We start from the raw sequence: 16375 nt of genomic DNA on the forward strand, positions 1-16375 counted from the left end.
AGCGAGCCAAGCCCGCGGCGCGGCACCCCCGAGTCCCGATCATGAACGTCAGCGAGATGGCGCACGAGGTCGTGGACGTGGCGGGCCGCGCGCAAGGGCCCGAGAGTCTCGGCGGCGCCGCCTCCGACGTGCGCCGGGTGCTGCTGGTGTGGGACGCGCCGAACCTCGACATGGGCCTCGGCGCGATCCTCGGCGGCAGGCCCACCGCCGCCTACCGGCCGCGCTTCGACGCACTGGGCCGCTGGCTGCTCGCGCGCACCGCCGAACTGTCGGTCGGCAGCAAGACCAGGGTCGAACCGGAAGCCACCGTGTTCACCAATATCGCCCCCGGCACCGCCGACGTGGTCCGGCCGTGGGTGGAGGCGCTGCGCAACGTCGGCTACGCGGTGTTCGCCAAACCCAAGATCGACGAGGACTCCGACGTCGACGCCGACATGCTCGCGCACATCGACATGCGCGTTCGCGGCGCCGGACTGGCCGGGATCATGGTGGCCTCGGCCGACGGCCAGGCTTTCCGCGAACCGCTGGAGTCGCTGGCCGCGCACGGGATCCCGGTCCAGGTGCTCGGGTTCCGCGAGCACGCGAGTTGGGCCGTCACATCCGATACTCTCGAATTCATCGACCTCGAGGACATCCCCGGCGTGTTCCGTGAACCGCTGCCGAGGGTGAGCCTCGACTCACTGCCCGACGAGGGCGCTTGGTTGCAGCCGTTCCGGCCGCTGTCGGCGCTGCTCGCCTCGCGCCCCGCTCAAGGAGTCGCTTAGTGTTCACACGCTGGGGCGATCTGGTCTATCGGCTGCGCTTCGCCGTCATCGGCGTGGTCGTGGCCGCCCTATTGGGTCTGGGCGGGTACGGCCTCGGCCTCGAGGACCACCTCAGCTCCAGCGGGTGGGACGACCCCACCTCCGAATCCGCCAAGGCGGCGCGCATCGCCGACGGCGCGTTCGGGCGCGATCACACCAGCGACGTGATCGTGCTCTACACCGCGCCCGAGGGCAAGACCATCGACGACCCGCAGTTCCGGCAGCAGGTGGTCGACAGTCTCAACAAGCTGCCGCGCGAATTCCCGAACGAGATCGCCAAGGTCAACGGCGCCTACTGGCAGACCGAGACCGGTCCCGGCGTGCCGTTGACCTTCGGCTCCAAGGACAAGCGCTACACCTTCGCCTCGTTGGCCATCGTCGGCGACAACGACACCGACATGGTCCGCAACTACCGGAAGGTGAAGGACGCCTTCTTCATTCCGGGTGTGGACGTGCAGGTCACGGGCCTGCAAGCGGTGTCGGGCACGCTCAACGACACCATCGCCAGCGATTCCAAGCGCATGGAGATGCTGGCCATCCCCGCCGTCGCGATCCTGCTGTTCTTCATCTTCGGCGGCGTGGTCGCCGCCGCGCTGCCGCTGATGATCGGCGGCCTGACGATCATCGGCGCCAACGGCATCGTCATGTTCCTGACCCGGTTCACCGAGGTGAACTCGTTCGTCGGCGGCGTCGTGTCGATGATCGGACTCGGTCTGGCGATCGACTACGGCCTGTTCATCGTGAGCCGGTTCCGCGAAGAGGTCGCCGAGGGCTACGACACCCCGGCCGCCGTGCGCCGCACCGTCATGACGGCGGGCCGCACGGTCGTGTTCTCCGCCACCATGATCATCGCCAGCCTCGGCGGCATCCTGCTGTTCCCGCAGGGCTTCCTGAAATCGGTGGCCTTCGGCACCATCGCCACCGTCTCGCTCGCGGCGCTGACCTCCATCACCATCCTGCCCGCGGCCCTGGCGATCCTCGGCCCGCGCGTGGACGCGCTCGGCCTCAAGCGGTTCCGCAAGACCAAGACCGCGGAGGAGATCGAGAACGGCATCTGGGGCCGCAGCACCCAGTGGGTGATGAAGCATCCGCTCAAGATCGCGGTGCCGATCTGCGTGCTGCTGTTGCTGCTGATCATCCCGGTGAAGAACCTGGCCTTCGGCGGCATCAACGAGCGCTATCTGCCCCCGGACAACCCGACGCGCACCGCGCTCGAGGAGTTCTATCAGATCTTCCCGCTGAAGAAGACCGACCCGGTCCAGTTGGTCTTCGTCTCCGAGGACAGCGGTTCGGTCGGCACGCTGTGGAAGCAGGCCAACGAGGCGCCCGGCCTGACCGGCAACTTCGAGGTGCCCAGCCGCTCCAACACCTACCAGACCGTCTACCGCACCAGCGCGACCCTCGAGGATTCGGAGAACGCCGAACCCACCATCGACTACCTGCGCTCCCTGGAGATTCCCGACGGCGTCCAGATGTACGTGGGCGGGCAGCCGACCATCCAGAAGGACTCGATCGACGCGCTGCTCGACCGCATGCCGTTGATGATCGCGTTGGTGCTGCTGGTGACCACGGTGCTGATGTTCCTGACCTTCGGTTCACTGGTGCTGCCCATCAAGGCCGCGCTGATGAGCGCGCTGGGTCTCGGCTCGACACTCGGCATCCTGACCTGGATCTTCGTCGACGGCCACGGTGCGAAACTGTTGAACTTCACCCCGCAGCCGATCATGTCACCGGTGCTGGTGTTGATCATCGCCGTCATCTACGGCCTGTCCACCGACTACGAGGTGTTCCTGCTGTCCCGGATGGTGGAGGCGCGCGCGCAGGGCGCGTCCACCACCGAGGCCGTGCGCATCGGCACCGCGCAGACCGGGCGGATCATCACCGCCGCCGCGCTGATCCTGCTGGTGGTCGTCGGCGCGTTCGCCTTCTCCGACCTGGTGATGATGCAGTACATCGCCTACGGCCTGATCGCGGCGCTGTTCATCGACGCCACCATTCTGCGCATGCTGCTGGTGCCCGCCACCATGAAACTCCTCGGTGACGACTGCTGGTGGGCGCCCGCGTGGATGAAGCGCATCCAGGAACGCGTCGGCCTCGGCGAGGTCACCCTGGAGAACGAGCGTCCGGGCGGCGGCGAAGTCGTGGACTTGGTCAAGACCACGCCCGTCACCGACCCGGTGACCATGCAGATGCCCGCCGTCGACGGCGGCAAACTGCGGCGCTCGCCGCGCCGTCCGCGCACGGTCGAAGAGATCGAGGCCGAGGCGCCCACCGCCCGGATCGGCAGCCTCGGGCGCAGCGCGTCACGGGCGAACCAGACCAAGACGTCGGCCGAATCCGCGCCGCCGCGCCCGGCTCCCGCCGAACCCACCCGGCCGCGCGCCACCCCGATGCGCTCGCCCGCCGATCCGACCCGGCCGCGTGCCGTCCCGCCGACCGCGTCCGGCGCGGAGGCCGGGCGCACCGGTGCGGGCTCGCATCCACTCTCGCCCGCGCTGCCCCCGACCGAACCCGCCCCCGCGGTGTCGCGTCCGGCCCCGCGCGACCACGGCGTGCTCGGCGACATCCGCAACGGCGGTTCGACGCCGCCGGACGCCCTGCGCGCGGACACCTCGGCGACGGGGCGCGACGCGACCCCGGCGTCCGCCGAACCCGCCCGCGGCGTTCTGCCCGGTGAGATGCCGTTCGGCCTGCCCGGCGGGTCCGACGATCGCCGGGGTGAATCGGCGGGATCGTTCCGTGGGTTCGCCGAACCGCCGCGGACCGTCGGTGACGGCGGCGCGGATTTCTCGCGCACCCCGCCGGCCGTCGACCGTCCGCGGACAGCGCCCGCGGGCGATGCCGATCCGGGCCGCACCGCGCCCGCGCCGAACGCCGAGTCCCCCCGGAACGCGCCGTCCGAGAACACGGCGTCCCCTGCCGACCGGTTCTCTCCCGGCGGTGATTCCGGTGCGGGCTTCCCGCGTGCCGACGTGGGCTCCGGGTTCTCGCGTCGCGACGACGCGGCGATCGGCGACCCCGGTACCGCAGGCACGCCGGGTGAATCCCACGGTGTCACCGGATTCGGCGGCGTGCGCGGGCCGGAGAACGGCGCAACGCCTCGCGAGTCGGGGCCGACCCGCGAGGCCGACCACGCTCCCGAGGCGTCCACCCCGGCCGCCGAACCGCATCGCCCGACCCATCACGCCCAGTCCCCCGACGTCGAGGAGACGCCGGAGGAGAACCGCAGCAGCATCGAGAACTGGATGGCGGAACTGCGGTCCTCCCGACGGCGCGTCGAGACGGGTGACGAGGGTCGGCACAGCGGCAACGACGGTCGCACGGTCAGCGTCAACGAGTTGCTTCGTCGCCGGGACCACGAGTAGCGGTGTTGGCCTCGGCGAACGCCCGCGCGTAGCGGGTGCCCGCCACCAACAGCAGCACGCCGACCACCAGGAAGGCCGCGACGCGCACCAAGCCGTCGAGGGTCGCCAGGTCGAACAGGAACAGCTTCGCCAGCGCCGCCGCGGTGACCAGCAGGCCGGACCCCAGCGCGACCTTCGCCACCGAGGGCGAGGTCGCCAGGTTGCGCAGCCCGTAGAACAGCGCGCCGGTAGCCGCGACCATCCACAGGATGGTCGCGACGCTGTGGCCGAGGACGAATCCGTCGGCGGCGCCGGACACCACGCCCAGCGAAACCGTCGCCGCGGTGAGCGCGTACAGTCCGACCGCGCTCGCGCCGATCCACAGCACCGACTGCTCCGACCCGCCCGCCGACAGCGACGGCACGCTCCGAGCGCTCCACATCGCCACCGCCACGGCCGCCACCAGCACCACGGCGGCCAGCACGGTCGACAGGTCGAGCTGTTCCTGGGCAAGCCGTTGCACGGCGAGGTTCTCCGGCGACGCGTGCGAGAGGAAGCCCATCCCGCCGAGCAGTCCGAAACCCGCGCCGAGGATCGCCGCCACGCCCGAACGGCGCTGTCCGGCGACCGCGAGGTAGCCGATGGCGACCAGCAGCAGAGCGGCGGGCGCGGTCCGCGCGTCGGTCACCCCGAAGCACAGTTCCAGCAGCGCGAACGATCCCGCGACCGCCGCGACGGTGGCGGTGTGGCCCGGAATGCCGACGAACTCGCGCGTTCTCGGCGCCAGGTACTGCGCGCCGAGCGCGAGCAGCACCGCCGCCGTGACGCCGGCGACGAGGTTCGCGGGCATCCGGTCGTAGAGCACCGGGACGACCAGCAGCGGCGTCAGCGACATGGCCAGCGACACCGTCGCGGTGAGGTCGTTCGCCCTGCGGCGCACCACGACGAGGGTGCCGACGACGCCGACCGCCGCGATCGCCACGCACCCGGCGAGCAACTGGTGGATCTGCGCGCCCTCGACGCTGTCGAGGGTCGCGAGCAGGATCAGCGCGAGCGCGGCCGCCATCGCGGGCACCGTGCGCACCACGTGCAGCACCGGCCAGTCACGCGCCCAGTGCACGGGCAGGCAGACCAGTTGCAACACGATCAGGAATCCCAGCAGGACGAGGCCGGAACTCACGCCGGGGGAGAGCAGCGCGACGCCCGCGACCACCAGCACCGCCAACGGTTGCGACTGCCATTTCATCGCCAGCGCGACGCCACCCGCCGCCACACCCAACGCCACCGCGAGCCCGAGCACCGGGTGCAGCCAGTGGTAGAGCGCGGTCACCGCGACCACATCCAGGTACGCGCCCGCGATACCGGTGGCGGTCAACGCGATACCGCCGACCCGGCCGCCGCTGCGGCCCGCGACCCGCACGCCCGCACCGACCAGCGCGGCCGAGAACACCGCTCCTGCCAGCACTCTCGGCACCGGTCCGAAGATCCCGGCCTGCGCGGCCAGCACCAGCAGCATCACCACACCGATCAACGTCACTCCGACGCCCGCCACCGCGAGCACCCGGCTGATCACGCCTTCGCGCTGCCACCACGGGGTGCGCGGCTCGACCGGACGCCGCGGCGGCACCGGCATCGGCCACGCGGGCGCGGGCCCACCCCACCGCGGCGCCTGCCCCGGACCGGGCGGCGGCATCGGAACCCCGCGCGGGGGAACGCCTCCCGCGAATCGGCCACCCGGGTACTGGCCGGGCTGCCCAGCGAAAGGCGCGCCCGGATACGAACCGGCCTGCGGCGGAGCGGCGGGATAGGAACCGGCCGGTTGCGGAGCGGCGGGATAAGGACCGCCGGGCCACACCGCGCCCGTGACCGGCGCGTCCGGCACCGGGGGTGGCGGCGGAGGCGGCGGCGCACCCGTCGCCTGTTCCGGTGCCGCCGCGGTCGACGCCGCGATCCCGGGCGCGGGGACGCTGCCCGGTCCTGGCGACCCGCTTTCTCGGTGACCCGCCGCACTGGTCGCCGCGATCCCGGGCGCGGAAACGCGCTGCGCCGGTTCATGACCGGGGCTCCCCGGCGATCCGGGCAACGGAGGCGTCGCGTCCTCGCCCCGAGCAGAACCGGTCTTCGCGGCCGAGGTCTCGCCGGTCGCGGGCCGTGCGGGGCCGGTTTCGGGCAGGGGCGCGCGGACTTCGGCGCGGACCTGGGTGTAGAGCAGGTCCAGTTCACGTCCGAGGACGTCCATCTGGGTGCCCAGGGTGGTGAACTGACCGGAGAGGCGTGCGATCAGCGCCGGGTCGAGAGAGGTCGTCATAGGACCATGGTCGGTTCCGGGGGCGTGCGGGACATGAGTAGAAACACGCGGGCGGCGGTCGGTTACTACGCGACCGGCCCCCACCCGCTGGACGGATGAGGGCCGGAATCGCCGGGCGGTCTCTACTGGGCGGGTGCGCGGACGCCGGTCACCTGGTGGACGGCGGCGATGACGGCCGCGCGCGGCGGCATCCGCAGCACGCCGGGCGCGGGTTCGCCCGCCCAGTGCCAGCCCAGCGGGGAATCGGTGGTGGGCAACAGCACTTGACGGCCGCCGGGCACGACGGTGACGTCGTGGCCGCCGAGGTAGCGCCGGACCGCGATCTCGACCGGGGTGGCGGGGCTGGGCGGGGCGACCAGGAAGGTCCAGGTGCGTTCGCCCGGATCGGCGACGACGGGGGCGGTGTACCCGCGGTCGAGGGTGCCGAGCACTTTGCGCCCCAGGTCGGAGGGCATGGTGATGGCACCGAGGATCGATCCGGTGACGATCATCGGGCGGCCCGCGAGCAACTGGACGGGCAGGCCGTATACGTCGCGCAGCAACCGCTGGATCTCGTCGGGGGTGTGACAGCTCTCGAACATGGCTTTCATCCCTCGCCGTATTCGGTGGACAGGACTTCGGTGAACTGGGCACTGAGGTGGAGCCGCGGAGCTAGTCGCGATCCCGATCGAGTGGCGTCGCGGGTCTCACGCGCTCCTCGTTCGGGATGTGCCGCCGGTCCGGTCGCGCGATCAGCGCGTCGGGGCCTGTGCGTGGTGTTCGGCAAGTTGTTCATCGCCGCCGCCCTTTGCGTTCTCAAAGTTGCAGAAAGGCAACGGTATTCCAACCGGCCGGGAACGAGTCGTACGTAATGTCCCACTTCGCGTGACCGCGATCGCTTAGCGTCGTACTCTGAAACCCGGATGTAACAAAGGACTTGGGTACATGGACGATACGTCGATCGGGGTGCGGATCCGGCGCTTCCGTGGCAAAGCGCTGACGCAACGTCAGCTTGCCGATCAGGCCGGGGTGAGTGTCGATCTCGTGCGCAAGCTCGAGCAGGGCGGACGCCAGACCGCCTCCATCGCGAGCTTGCAGAAACTCGCGCGCGCACTGGATGTCGACATCTCGGATCTGGTGGGCAAACGCCACGGGATACCGTCCAGCAACCCCGACGCCGGGATCGTCGCCATTCGCAGGGCGCTCACACCGGTCGACGACCTGCTCGGCGAGGAACCCGAGGAATCCGCCGTCACTCTCGACGAGGGCGGCCGTTCGGTGGACTACGCGTGGGGCGCGTACTGGGCCGGGCGGTACGAATTGCTCACCTCCATCCTGCCGCTCGGACTGACCCAGTTGCGCGCCACCGTCCACGCCGCGCGCAACGGTTCGGTGGCTCCGGCCAACGAACTGCTGGCGCGGATGTACTGGGTGACCGGTTGCACCCTGGTCCATCTCGGCCAGACCGATCCGGCGTTCCTGGCGATCCGGCAGGCCCTCGGCGCGGCCGAGAACGGCGACGATCCGTTGCTGCTGGCCACGATTCGCGGTTCGGTGGCCTGGCAGTTGTTGGTGCAGGGCCGCTACGACGAATCGCGCAAGGTCGCGCTGCGCGCGGCGGCGGGCCTGGAACCCGCGGGCGAGGAGAGCCAAGCGCATCTGTCCGCGTACGGGTCGCTGGTGCTGCAAGGGGCGACGGCGGCGGGTCGCGCGCAGAACGTGGGCGAGGCGCTGTCGCTGGTGGAGGCGGCGGGCGAGGTCGCGCTGCGGATCGGCTGCGACCGGCAGGACTACGAGACCTATTTCGGCCCTTCGCAGGTGGTCATGCAGACGGTGGACGTGAACGTCTCCTCCGAGCGCTATCCCGAGGCGCTGACCGCCGCCAAGGCGATGCCGGTGACGGTCGGTCTCCCGCAGGCGTCGCGGGCCCGCCACCTCGCCGACACCGCGGTCGCGCTGACCCGCACCGGTCAGCATCAGCGCGCGTTGGACGCCCTGCTCAACGCCGAGCGGGTGGGTGGCGCGGACTGGATGAAGTACCAGACCCTGCCCCGTCACATCGTGACCGAATTGCTCGACCACGACCGCCGGGTTCCGTTGCGCGCCTTCGCCCGCCGGATCGGCGTCAACGACTGAGGCGCGTGGTGGGCTAGCGGCTCAGGCTGCGCGGCAGCGCCGCGACGGCGGCCCGCCAACCCAGCAGGAACAGCGCGAGCACGGTGGCGGCGACGATGACGAAACTCACCGCGGTGCCCTGCGAGGCGACGACGCGCAGCAGCATGCCGCCGATCAGCGTCAGCGCCCAGATGACCACGCCCGTCGGCCACAGCGCGCGCCCGTCGAAGGCGACGTCGGCGGACCGGCCGCGGTGCAGCGCATAGGCCACCGCCCACCCGAGCAGCAGCCCGGTCGCGAACGGCCACGCGGTTTTCGCCAGACCCGTGAGCACCGCCTCGTCGTGGCTGCGCCTGCCGATGGCGCAGAACAGGATCACCAGGGCGAGGTCGGCGGCGAACGGGGCGACTTTCTTCACCCGACCAGCCTAGTCACCGGCGCGTCGGTCCCCGGGCACGCCACGGCCGTCACGGAAGGCGGCGCGACTCGAATTCCTTCTCGTATTCGACCTCGTCGGCCTGCCGGACGCGGAACAGGAACGCGAACACGATCCACCCGATGATCGCGACCAGGATGAAGCTGACCAACCGGTAGACGAAGGCCGCGGCGACGGCCTGGGCGGCGGGCAGTCCGGCGGCGACGGTCAGTCCGTAGATGAGGGTGGCGTCGACGTAGACGATGCCGCCGGGCGCGAACGGGATGGAGCCGACCGCCTTGCCCGCGGCGAAGGCCAGCAGCACGCCGGACAGCTTGGGTTCCGCGCCGATCGCGTAGCAGGCCGCGCCGAGGCAGGCGACGTCGCTGAACCGGTGCACCAGCGCCCAGAACCCGACCAGGACGCCGTCGCGTTTGCCGAGGTCCACCGATTCCAGTTGGCCGAGGATCTCGCGCACCTTGTCCATACCCTGGGTCGGCGGGCGTTTGCGGACGCGGTTGACCAGCGCGAGGATCCGGCGCAGGACGGCCTCGAGCGAGCCGGGATTGTGGGAGACGTAGTTGCCCGCCCAGATCGCGGCCGCCACGCCCGCCAGGGTGAGCACGAGTTTGAACGGGCCGACCCGATTGCCGACCAGCAGCGCGCCGCCGACGCCGAGCAGGGCCAGTCCGGCGGTGGCGATCACACCGGAGATGACCAACTGCCAGGAGGCCACGATCGGGCTCGCGCCCCACCGCCGGGTCTGGCGGTAGGTGAACGCCGTGGAGAACACCTGACCGGCGGGCAGGGTGACCGACATCGCCGTCGCGCCGTAGACGACCGCCACCGACTTGCGCTGGCTGACGTCAACGCCGCCCGCCCGCAGGAGTTGTTTCTGCACGCGGCCGAAGCCGCTCATCGACAGGGCCTGCAACCAGACGCACAGCGCGATCCAGCCCCAGTGGATCTCGGTGAGGCTCTGCCAGGATTCGTGCAGTCGCGGCCACAGGTAGAAGCCCTCGCCGATCAGGACGGCGGCCAGCGCGAAGCCGAGAACCCATTTGACCCAGCGGAATCGGCCGCGCCCGCGCTTCGAAGGCGGCGACGAGACCGGGAGTTCGGACGCCGACGAGTCCGACGGCAGGGATTCACCCGTCGTCTCACCGTTGGCCGTCACGCGGTCAGCCTAACGAACCGATCGTTTCGGCGTCCGCACCCTCGGCCCGCCCGCCGCCGTCCTTCGGCCACGCCAGACGGGTCTTGCGGCGTCGCCCGCGCAGTTGGACCTCCTCACCGGGGATCCACAGTTCCTGCTCGCTCTCGTCGGCGAAATACAGCGCGCTGCCCGAGGCCAGAACCCGACCCGGCTGGTCCTTGGCGAGTTCGGTGAGCCGCGACGCCTCGTTGACCGGGTCGCCGATCACCGTGTACTCGAAGCGGTTGGCCGCGCCGATGTTCCCGGCGACGGCCAGTCCGGCCGAGACGCCGATACCGATGTCGAGGCCGGGGACCTCGCGCAGCGCCTCGCGCAGTTCGCGGCCCGCGGCCAGTGCGGCGGTGGGCGCGTCGGGGCGGTCCAGCGGCGCGCCGAAGATGGCCAGCGCAGCGTCGCCGACGAATTTGTTGACGAACCCGTGGTGCCGGTCGATGACGTCGACCACGATGCGGAAGAACTCGTTGAGCAGGCTGACCACCTCGGTGGGCGGGCGTTCGGCCGCGGTCGCGGTGGAGCCGACCATGTCGACGAACAGCACCGCGACGAAGCGGGTCTCGCCGCCGAGTTCGGTGCCGTAGTCCAGCGCCCGCTGGGCGACCTCCTCGCCCACGTGCTGACCGAACAGTTCCTGCAACTGGCGGCGCTTGGCCGCCTCCTCCATCATCCGGTTGAAACCGACCTGGAGCAGGCCGATCTCACTGCCGTCGAACACCTCGACCTGGACGTCGCGCGCGCCTTCCTGCACCCGGTCGATGGCCTGGCTGAGCTGGCGCACCGGGTCGGAGATGCTGGAGGCGGTCAGCATCGACAGCGCCAGCGCCTGCATGATGACCACGCCCGAGAGCAGCAGGATCGAGATCGCCAGCGACTGCGCGGAGAATTTCACGTCCGAGGTGATCTGGGTGACGCACAGCAGCACGATCGCGATGACGGGGGCGAAAGTGCCCATACCCCAGGTCATCCCCATGCGGGTGCCGACGCCGGGTGTCAGCGTGTGGTCGAAGGTGCCCGAGGTCAGCGCCTCGGCGGCGACCGGGCGCAGGATGCGTTCGCCCAGCATGTAGGTGAAACCGAACACGATGGTGGCGGCCATGCATTCGGTGACGATCACCGCGCCCGCCAGTTCCGGCGTATCGGAGATGATGAGCGTGGCCAGCACCGCGCCGCCGACCAGCCACAGCACCAGGTGCACGATCGACTGCCGCAGCGGGGCGTGCAGGGTGGCCATCTGTTCCTGGCGGCTCGGCGGGCCGCCACGCATCTGCCAGCGCATGACCGGTCGCAGCATCCACGCGGAAGCGGCCAGACTCAGCAGCCCGCCGGTGATGAACACCAGGGCGGGCACGATCAGGCCGACGCTTCGTCCGCCGGCCGCCTCCCCTTCCGGAACCGGGAGCCCATACTGGATGAACGCCCACACCAGCACCGCGCCGAAGGCATTGGCCAACAGCATCGATGTCAGGTACAGCGGCCAGCGCGTTCGCATGGTCTGTTTGACCGCTTCCAAGGGCGCTGACACAGACATCAATTTAGCGTTTCGGTCTCATGGGCACGGTGTCGACGCCAGTCGGCCCCGCCCACCTGCCCTTCGGCGAGAACGAGTGCACGGAGACCCGGGGGACAGCAGTCTCGATGGCTTGCATTGCGCGACCGAAAGCCCGCAAGAATGTAAGCAAAGATACCGTAGACTTACATTGTGCGCTCGGAAATGTTCGTGAACAGCTCGACAGGTGCTCTTGTGCCGATCAGCGGCACCGACCCCCGGTGGGGTGAGTGGTCGCACGTGGCGTTCGTCCCCGATCCCCTACCCCAAGTCACTCCCGAACTGACCGTACCGACGTTCAACGTCGTCGCGAAGGCGCGAGCGGCACTCGCGGCACTCGATGCTTCCGCACGTCAGTTGCCCAACCCCGCGCTGCTTCGGCAACCAACGCTCCGCCAAGAGGCGCAGAGCACCTCCGCGTTGGAAGGAACTTTCGCGCCGCTGGAAGATGTCCTGGGTCTGGACACCGACGAGCAACCGTCCGACGCGACCATGCGAGAAGTGTTCAACTACGTGGTGGCCGCCGATCGAGCGTTCCACTGGGTCGGCGACGGTCGCCCCCTCACGGTGGGGATGCTCGAGTCGTTGCAGGGGATCCTGGTCGACGGCACCCCGGCGAACACCGCGCAGGCCGGCCGAATACGGACCACCCAAGTCGTGATCGGAAGCCATCAGGGTGCCCGAGTACACGATGCCCGCTTCATCCCGTCGCCGCCCGGTATCGACTTCGAGGCACGAGTTCGCGACTTCGTCGAATGGGTCATGCGACCCAACGACGCCATAGATCCGCTGGTCATGGCAGGAATGGCGCACTATCAGTTCGAGACGCTGCATCCGTTCAACGACGGGAACGGCCGCATCGGACGACTGCTGATCGTTCTACAACTGCACCGCTGCGGGATCCTGTCGGAACCCACGCTGACGGTGTCACCGTGGTTCGAGGCCAGGCGCGCCGAGTACTACGACAAGCTTCTGGCAGTGAGCACGACGGGCAACTGGGACAGCTGGATCAGGTTCTTCGCCGAAGGGGTCGCGGTCTCGGCCGACAACACGGCCAGACAGCTCACGGATCTCATCCGTGTTCAGCGCGAGCTGAAGGCCAAGGTGCGCGCGGCGGGCCTGCGGGCCGAAAACGCGATGCGTCTGGTCGATTACGCACTCGCGCAACCGATCTTCACCGTCCGCAACGTCGAAAGGCATCTCGGCGTGACCTACACCCGCGCGAATGCGCTCGTCGGGCAACTCATCGACGCGGGCGCCCTCAGCCGATACGGAGACAGCTCCTACGGTCGGCGGTTCATCGCACCGGACGTGCTCGCCATCATCCTGCGTTGACGCCCACGCCGGTTAGGCTCGCGGAGGTGAGCGAGGAGAAGCAGGGGTCGGCGGCGAGGTCCGCCGGCGCGGAAGCGGTGCATCCGCTGGTCCGGCAGACCGCGGAGTGGTCGTGGCGGCTGCTGGTGATCTTCGCCGCGATCTATGTGCTGACGATGGTCGTGCAGCGACTGGCGACGGTGGTGATCCCGCTGGCCATCGCCTTGCTCGCGGCGGCGCTGCTGGCCCCGCTGGTGGATTGGATGCAGCGACTCGGCGTGCCGCGCTGGGTGGGGGTCTTCGTCGCGTTGGTCGGTTCGCTCGGTCTGGTGGCCGGGATCATGACCTTCGTGGTCGAGCAGTTCGTGGCGGGTCTGCCGCAGTTGTCCGACGAGATCACCGACAGCATCCACAAGATCCAGGACTGGCTGATCAACGGTCCGGCGCATATGAGCAACGAGCAGATCCGCAGCGCGGGCGACACGATCGTCAAGATGATCCAGTCCAATCAGGACACGGTCACCAGCGGCGCGCTCACCACCGCCACCGCGATCGGCCACATCCTGACCGGCACCTTCCTGACGCTGTTCATCCTGATCTTCTTCCTCTACGGCGGCGACCAGATCTGGCATTTCGTCACCAGGATCGTGCCGACGCCGCATCGCGAACGGGTCCGGGTGGCCGGGCAACTCGGCTTCGGCACCCTGGTCGGTTTCGTGCGGGCGACGGTGGTGGTCGCGGGCGTCGACGCCATCGGCATCGGCGCGGGCCTGGCGATCCTCGGGGTGCCATTGGCGCTGCCGCTGGCCTCGCTGGTGTTCATCAGCGCGTTCATCCCGATCATCGGCGCGTTCCTGGCCGGGTTCATCGCGGTGTTCATCGCCCTGGTCACCAAGGGTCTGGTGACGGCGTTGATCGTGCTCGGCATCATCATCGGCGTCATGCAGTTGGAAAGCCATGTGCTGCAACCGCTGCTGCTCGGCCGCGCGGTGAGCATCCATCCGCTGGCGGTGGTGCTGGCGATCACGGCGGGCGTGGTGGTCGGCGGGATCGCGGGCGGCCTGCTGGCGGTGCCGTTCGTGGCGGTGATGAACACCGCGCTGCGCTCGCTGCTGGCGGGCGACCCCGACGAGGCGTTCGAGGAGTTGCGCACCGGCGAAGCGGGCAGGATGTATTCGGCGGAACCGGACCGCATGCCCGATCCGGACCGCTTCGACGTCGCGGCCACGCTGCGCCACGATGTCACGGCCACGCTGCGCGACGACAAGGCGGCCACGCTGCGCGACAACGAGGCGGCAACGCTGCGCGACGACGAGGTAGCCACGCTGCGCCACGACCAAGCGATACCGCGCGAATCGCCCGCCCGGGACCACACCGACCGCGGCGGCGGCTGACCGCGATGCCCGATCCGCGGGTCACCGAACTGAGTCCGTCCGACGCGGCCACCGCGCCGCTGTGGCGGGCTGTGCAGGCGTTCCGACTGGTCACCCTGCTCTACGCGATCGGCCAGCAGATCGCCTCGGTCCCCTACTACAGCAACCAGCGGCTGAGCTGGGTGTTCATCGCGTTGATGGCGGTGTGGTCGGGTGCGTCCGCGCTGCTGCTCTCGCATTGGAACGTCACCAACGTGGCGAAAGTGCGCACCTCGGTGGTGATCGGGGACCACGTGGTGGTCATCGCGCTGGTGTGCGCGACCAGGCTGGTCGCCGACTACGACTGGTACCACGGCCACCAGACCCTGCCGACGACGCTGTGGGCCGCCAACGCGGTGATCTCCGCGGCGATCCTGCGCGGCCCGGTGCTCGGCATCGCCTCGGGGGTGCTGATCTCGCTGGTCATCATCACCGTGCGCGAGCAGTGGGGCCAGGACGTGTGGGCCGACGCGACGATGCCCGTGCTGGTCTCGATCGGACTCGCGCTGGGTCTGGCCGCCAACACCGCGCGCGGAGCGCAGGAACAACTCCAGCGCGCCGTCCGGCTCACCGCCGCCGCCGAGGAACGCGAACGGCTGGCCCGCGAGGTGCACGACGGCGTCCTGCAAGTGCTCACCTACATCAAACGCCGCGGCACCGAGATCGGCGGTCCGACCGGGGAACTCGCGCGGCGGGCGGGCGAGCAGGAGGTGGCGCTGCGGGTACTGATCTCCGAGCAGGGCGAACGCACCGACGAGGGCGGCGCGGAGGTGGACCTGCGTCCGCTGCTGACCGCGCACGCCACCCCGACGGTGTTCGTCTCCACCCCGGGCGACCCGGTGCCGATGGGCCGGTGGTCGGCCACCGAGATCGCCGCCGCCGTCGCCACCGCGCTGTCCAACGTCGACCGGCACGCCGGACCGGACGCGAAAGCGTATGTGCTGTTGGAGGACACCGGCGCGGAGGTGATCGTCAGCGTGCGCGACGACGGCGTCGGCATCGAGGCGGGCCGCCTGGAACAGGCCGAGGCCGAGGGCCGCATGGGGGTGTCGCGGTCGATCGTCGGCCGCGTCGAGGCGCTGGGCGGACGCGCCGAACTGCTCACCGAGGGCGCGGGCGAGGGCGTCGAATGGGAATTCCACCTTCCGCGCGGCTGACCGGCGATCTGGCACGATGAGGGCCGGGCGGCGGAGGCCGCGGGAGAACGGCACGGGAGGTGCGCGGTGACCGACGCGGAGACGGTCCAGGCCATTTCGGTGATGGTCGTGGACGACCATCCGATGTGGCGCGACGGTGTCTCGCGCGATCTGACCGAGGCCGGATTCGATGTCGCGGCCACCGCCGACGGGGTCGGGGCGGCCACCCGCAGGGCCGCCGCGGTGCGTCCCTCGGTGGTGCTCATGGACATGCAACTGCCCGACGGCAACGGCGCGCAGGCCACCGCCGAGGTGCTGCGGGTCTCCCCGCATTCGCGGGTGCTGGTGCTCTCGGCCTCGGCCGAACGCGAGGACGTGCTCGACGCGATCAAGGCGGGCGCTTCCGGTTACCTGGTCAAGAGCGCGTCGATCGCCGAACTGGTGGAGGCGGTGCGCGCCACCGCCGCGGGTCAGCCGGTGTTCACCCCGGGGCTGGCCGGTCTGGTACTCGGCGAATACCGCCGCATGGCGACCACACCCGCCGAACCCGACGAACCGCACCGCCCCGCGTTGACCGACCGGGAGACCGAGGTGCTGCGGATGGTCGCCAAGGGGCTCTCGGCCAAACAGATCGCGGCTCGCCTGAATCTGAGTCACCGCACCGTCGAGAACCACGTCCAGGCCACCTTGCGCAAACTACAATTGGCCAACCGGGTGGAACTCACCCGCTACGCGATCGAGCAGGGGCTCGAATAGCCTCCGGTGGTTCGCGAGGACGAGCGCGGAATCC

General features: G+C 70.1%; 12 protein-coding genes. 7 read left to right on the plus strand and 5 right to left on the minus strand.

The genetic code is table 11. The features are described from left to right. Positions 1-41: 41 nt before the first annotated feature. Complete coding sequence (locus tag ON30_RS26575; protein ID WP_040711216.1) at positions 42-764, plus strand: NYN domain-containing protein; 723 nt, start codon at positions 42-44, stop codon at positions 762-764. Then, a complete protein-coding gene (locus ON30_RS26580) occupies positions 764-4168 on the plus strand; it encodes an MMPL family transporter (RefSeq protein WP_040711218.1) in 3405 nt (1134 codons plus the stop codon). Before ON30_RS26575 ends, ON30_RS26580 begins: the two co-directional genes overlap by 1 nt. Here ON30_RS26580 and ON30_RS26585 read toward each other — a convergent pair. Then, entirely contained in the window at positions 4134-6455 is a 2322-nt protein-coding gene (locus ON30_RS26585) for a DUF2339 domain-containing protein (RefSeq protein ID WP_245554225.1), read from the minus strand. The two genes, ON30_RS26580 and ON30_RS26585, sit on opposite strands and share 35 nt — an antisense overlap. Before the next feature lie 122 nt (positions 6456-6577). Then, on the minus strand, positions 6578-7036 hold the full coding sequence (locus tag ON30_RS26590) for a hypothetical protein (RefSeq protein ID WP_040711437.1): 459 nt from the start codon (positions 7034-7036) through the stop codon (positions 6578-6580). Positions 7037-7379: 343 nt separating this feature from the next. Between ON30_RS26590 and ON30_RS26595 the strand changes: the two genes are divergently transcribed. Further along, on the plus strand, positions 7380-8570 hold the full coding sequence (locus tag ON30_RS26595) for a helix-turn-helix domain-containing protein (protein WP_040711220.1): 1191 nt from the start codon (positions 7380-7382) through the stop codon (positions 8568-8570). Between the two features lie 13 nt (positions 8571-8583). On the opposite strand, the gene ON30_RS26600 is transcribed toward ON30_RS26595, so the two are convergent. Genes ON30_RS26600 through ON30_RS26610 form a run of 3 tightly spaced genes read right to left on the minus strand, consistent with a single transcriptional unit; the run spans position 8584 to position 11705 of the window. After that, on the minus strand, positions 8584-8967 hold the full coding sequence (locus ON30_RS26600) for a DUF3054 domain-containing protein (RefSeq protein WP_040711222.1): 384 nt from the start codon (positions 8965-8967) through the stop codon (positions 8584-8586). Positions 8968-9016: 49 nt separating this feature from the next. Continuing rightward, on the minus strand, positions 9017-10141 hold the full coding sequence (locus ON30_RS26605) for a lysylphosphatidylglycerol synthase transmembrane domain-containing protein (protein WP_174387577.1): 1125 nt from the start codon (positions 10139-10141) through the stop codon (positions 9017-9019). Positions 10142-10145: 4 nt separating this feature from the next. Then, a complete protein-coding gene (locus ON30_RS26610; protein ID WP_245554226.1) occupies positions 10146-11705 on the minus strand; it encodes an adenylate/guanylate cyclase domain-containing protein in 1560 nt (519 codons plus the stop codon). Positions 11706-11876: 171 nt separating this feature from the next. On the opposite strand from ON30_RS26610, the gene ON30_RS26615 reads away from it, so the two are divergent. The 4 genes from ON30_RS26615 (at position 11877) to ON30_RS26630 (ending at position 16341) form a co-directional block, all read left to right on the plus strand. Next, entirely contained in the window at positions 11877-13058 is a 1182-nt protein-coding gene (locus ON30_RS26615; protein ID WP_085999412.1) for a Fic family protein, read from the plus strand. 26 nt (positions 13059-13084) lie between these two features. Beyond that, the gene (locus tag ON30_RS26620) at positions 13085-14431 is read left to right on the plus strand and encodes an AI-2E family transporter (protein WP_245554227.1); all 1347 of its coding nucleotides are present in this window, start codon (positions 13085-13087) and stop codon (positions 14429-14431) included. A 5-nt stretch (positions 14432-14436) separates the two neighbouring features. Further along, entirely contained in the window at positions 14437-15606 is a 1170-nt protein-coding gene (gene macS / locus ON30_RS26625) for a MacS family sensor histidine kinase (RefSeq protein ID WP_040711227.1), read from the plus strand. 66 nt (positions 15607-15672) lie between these two features. Beyond that, positions 15673-16341 (plus strand): response regulator, encoded by a 669-nt coding sequence (locus tag ON30_RS26630; RefSeq protein WP_040711229.1) that lies wholly within the window; start codon positions 15673-15675, stop codon positions 16339-16341. Positions 16342-16375: the final 34 nt, after the last annotated feature.

The organism is Nocardia takedensis NBRC 100417 (assembly GCF_000308695.1).
In the GTDB taxonomy this organism is placed as follows: domain Bacteria; phylum Actinomycetota; class Actinomycetes; order Mycobacteriales; family Mycobacteriaceae; genus Nocardia; species Nocardia takedensis.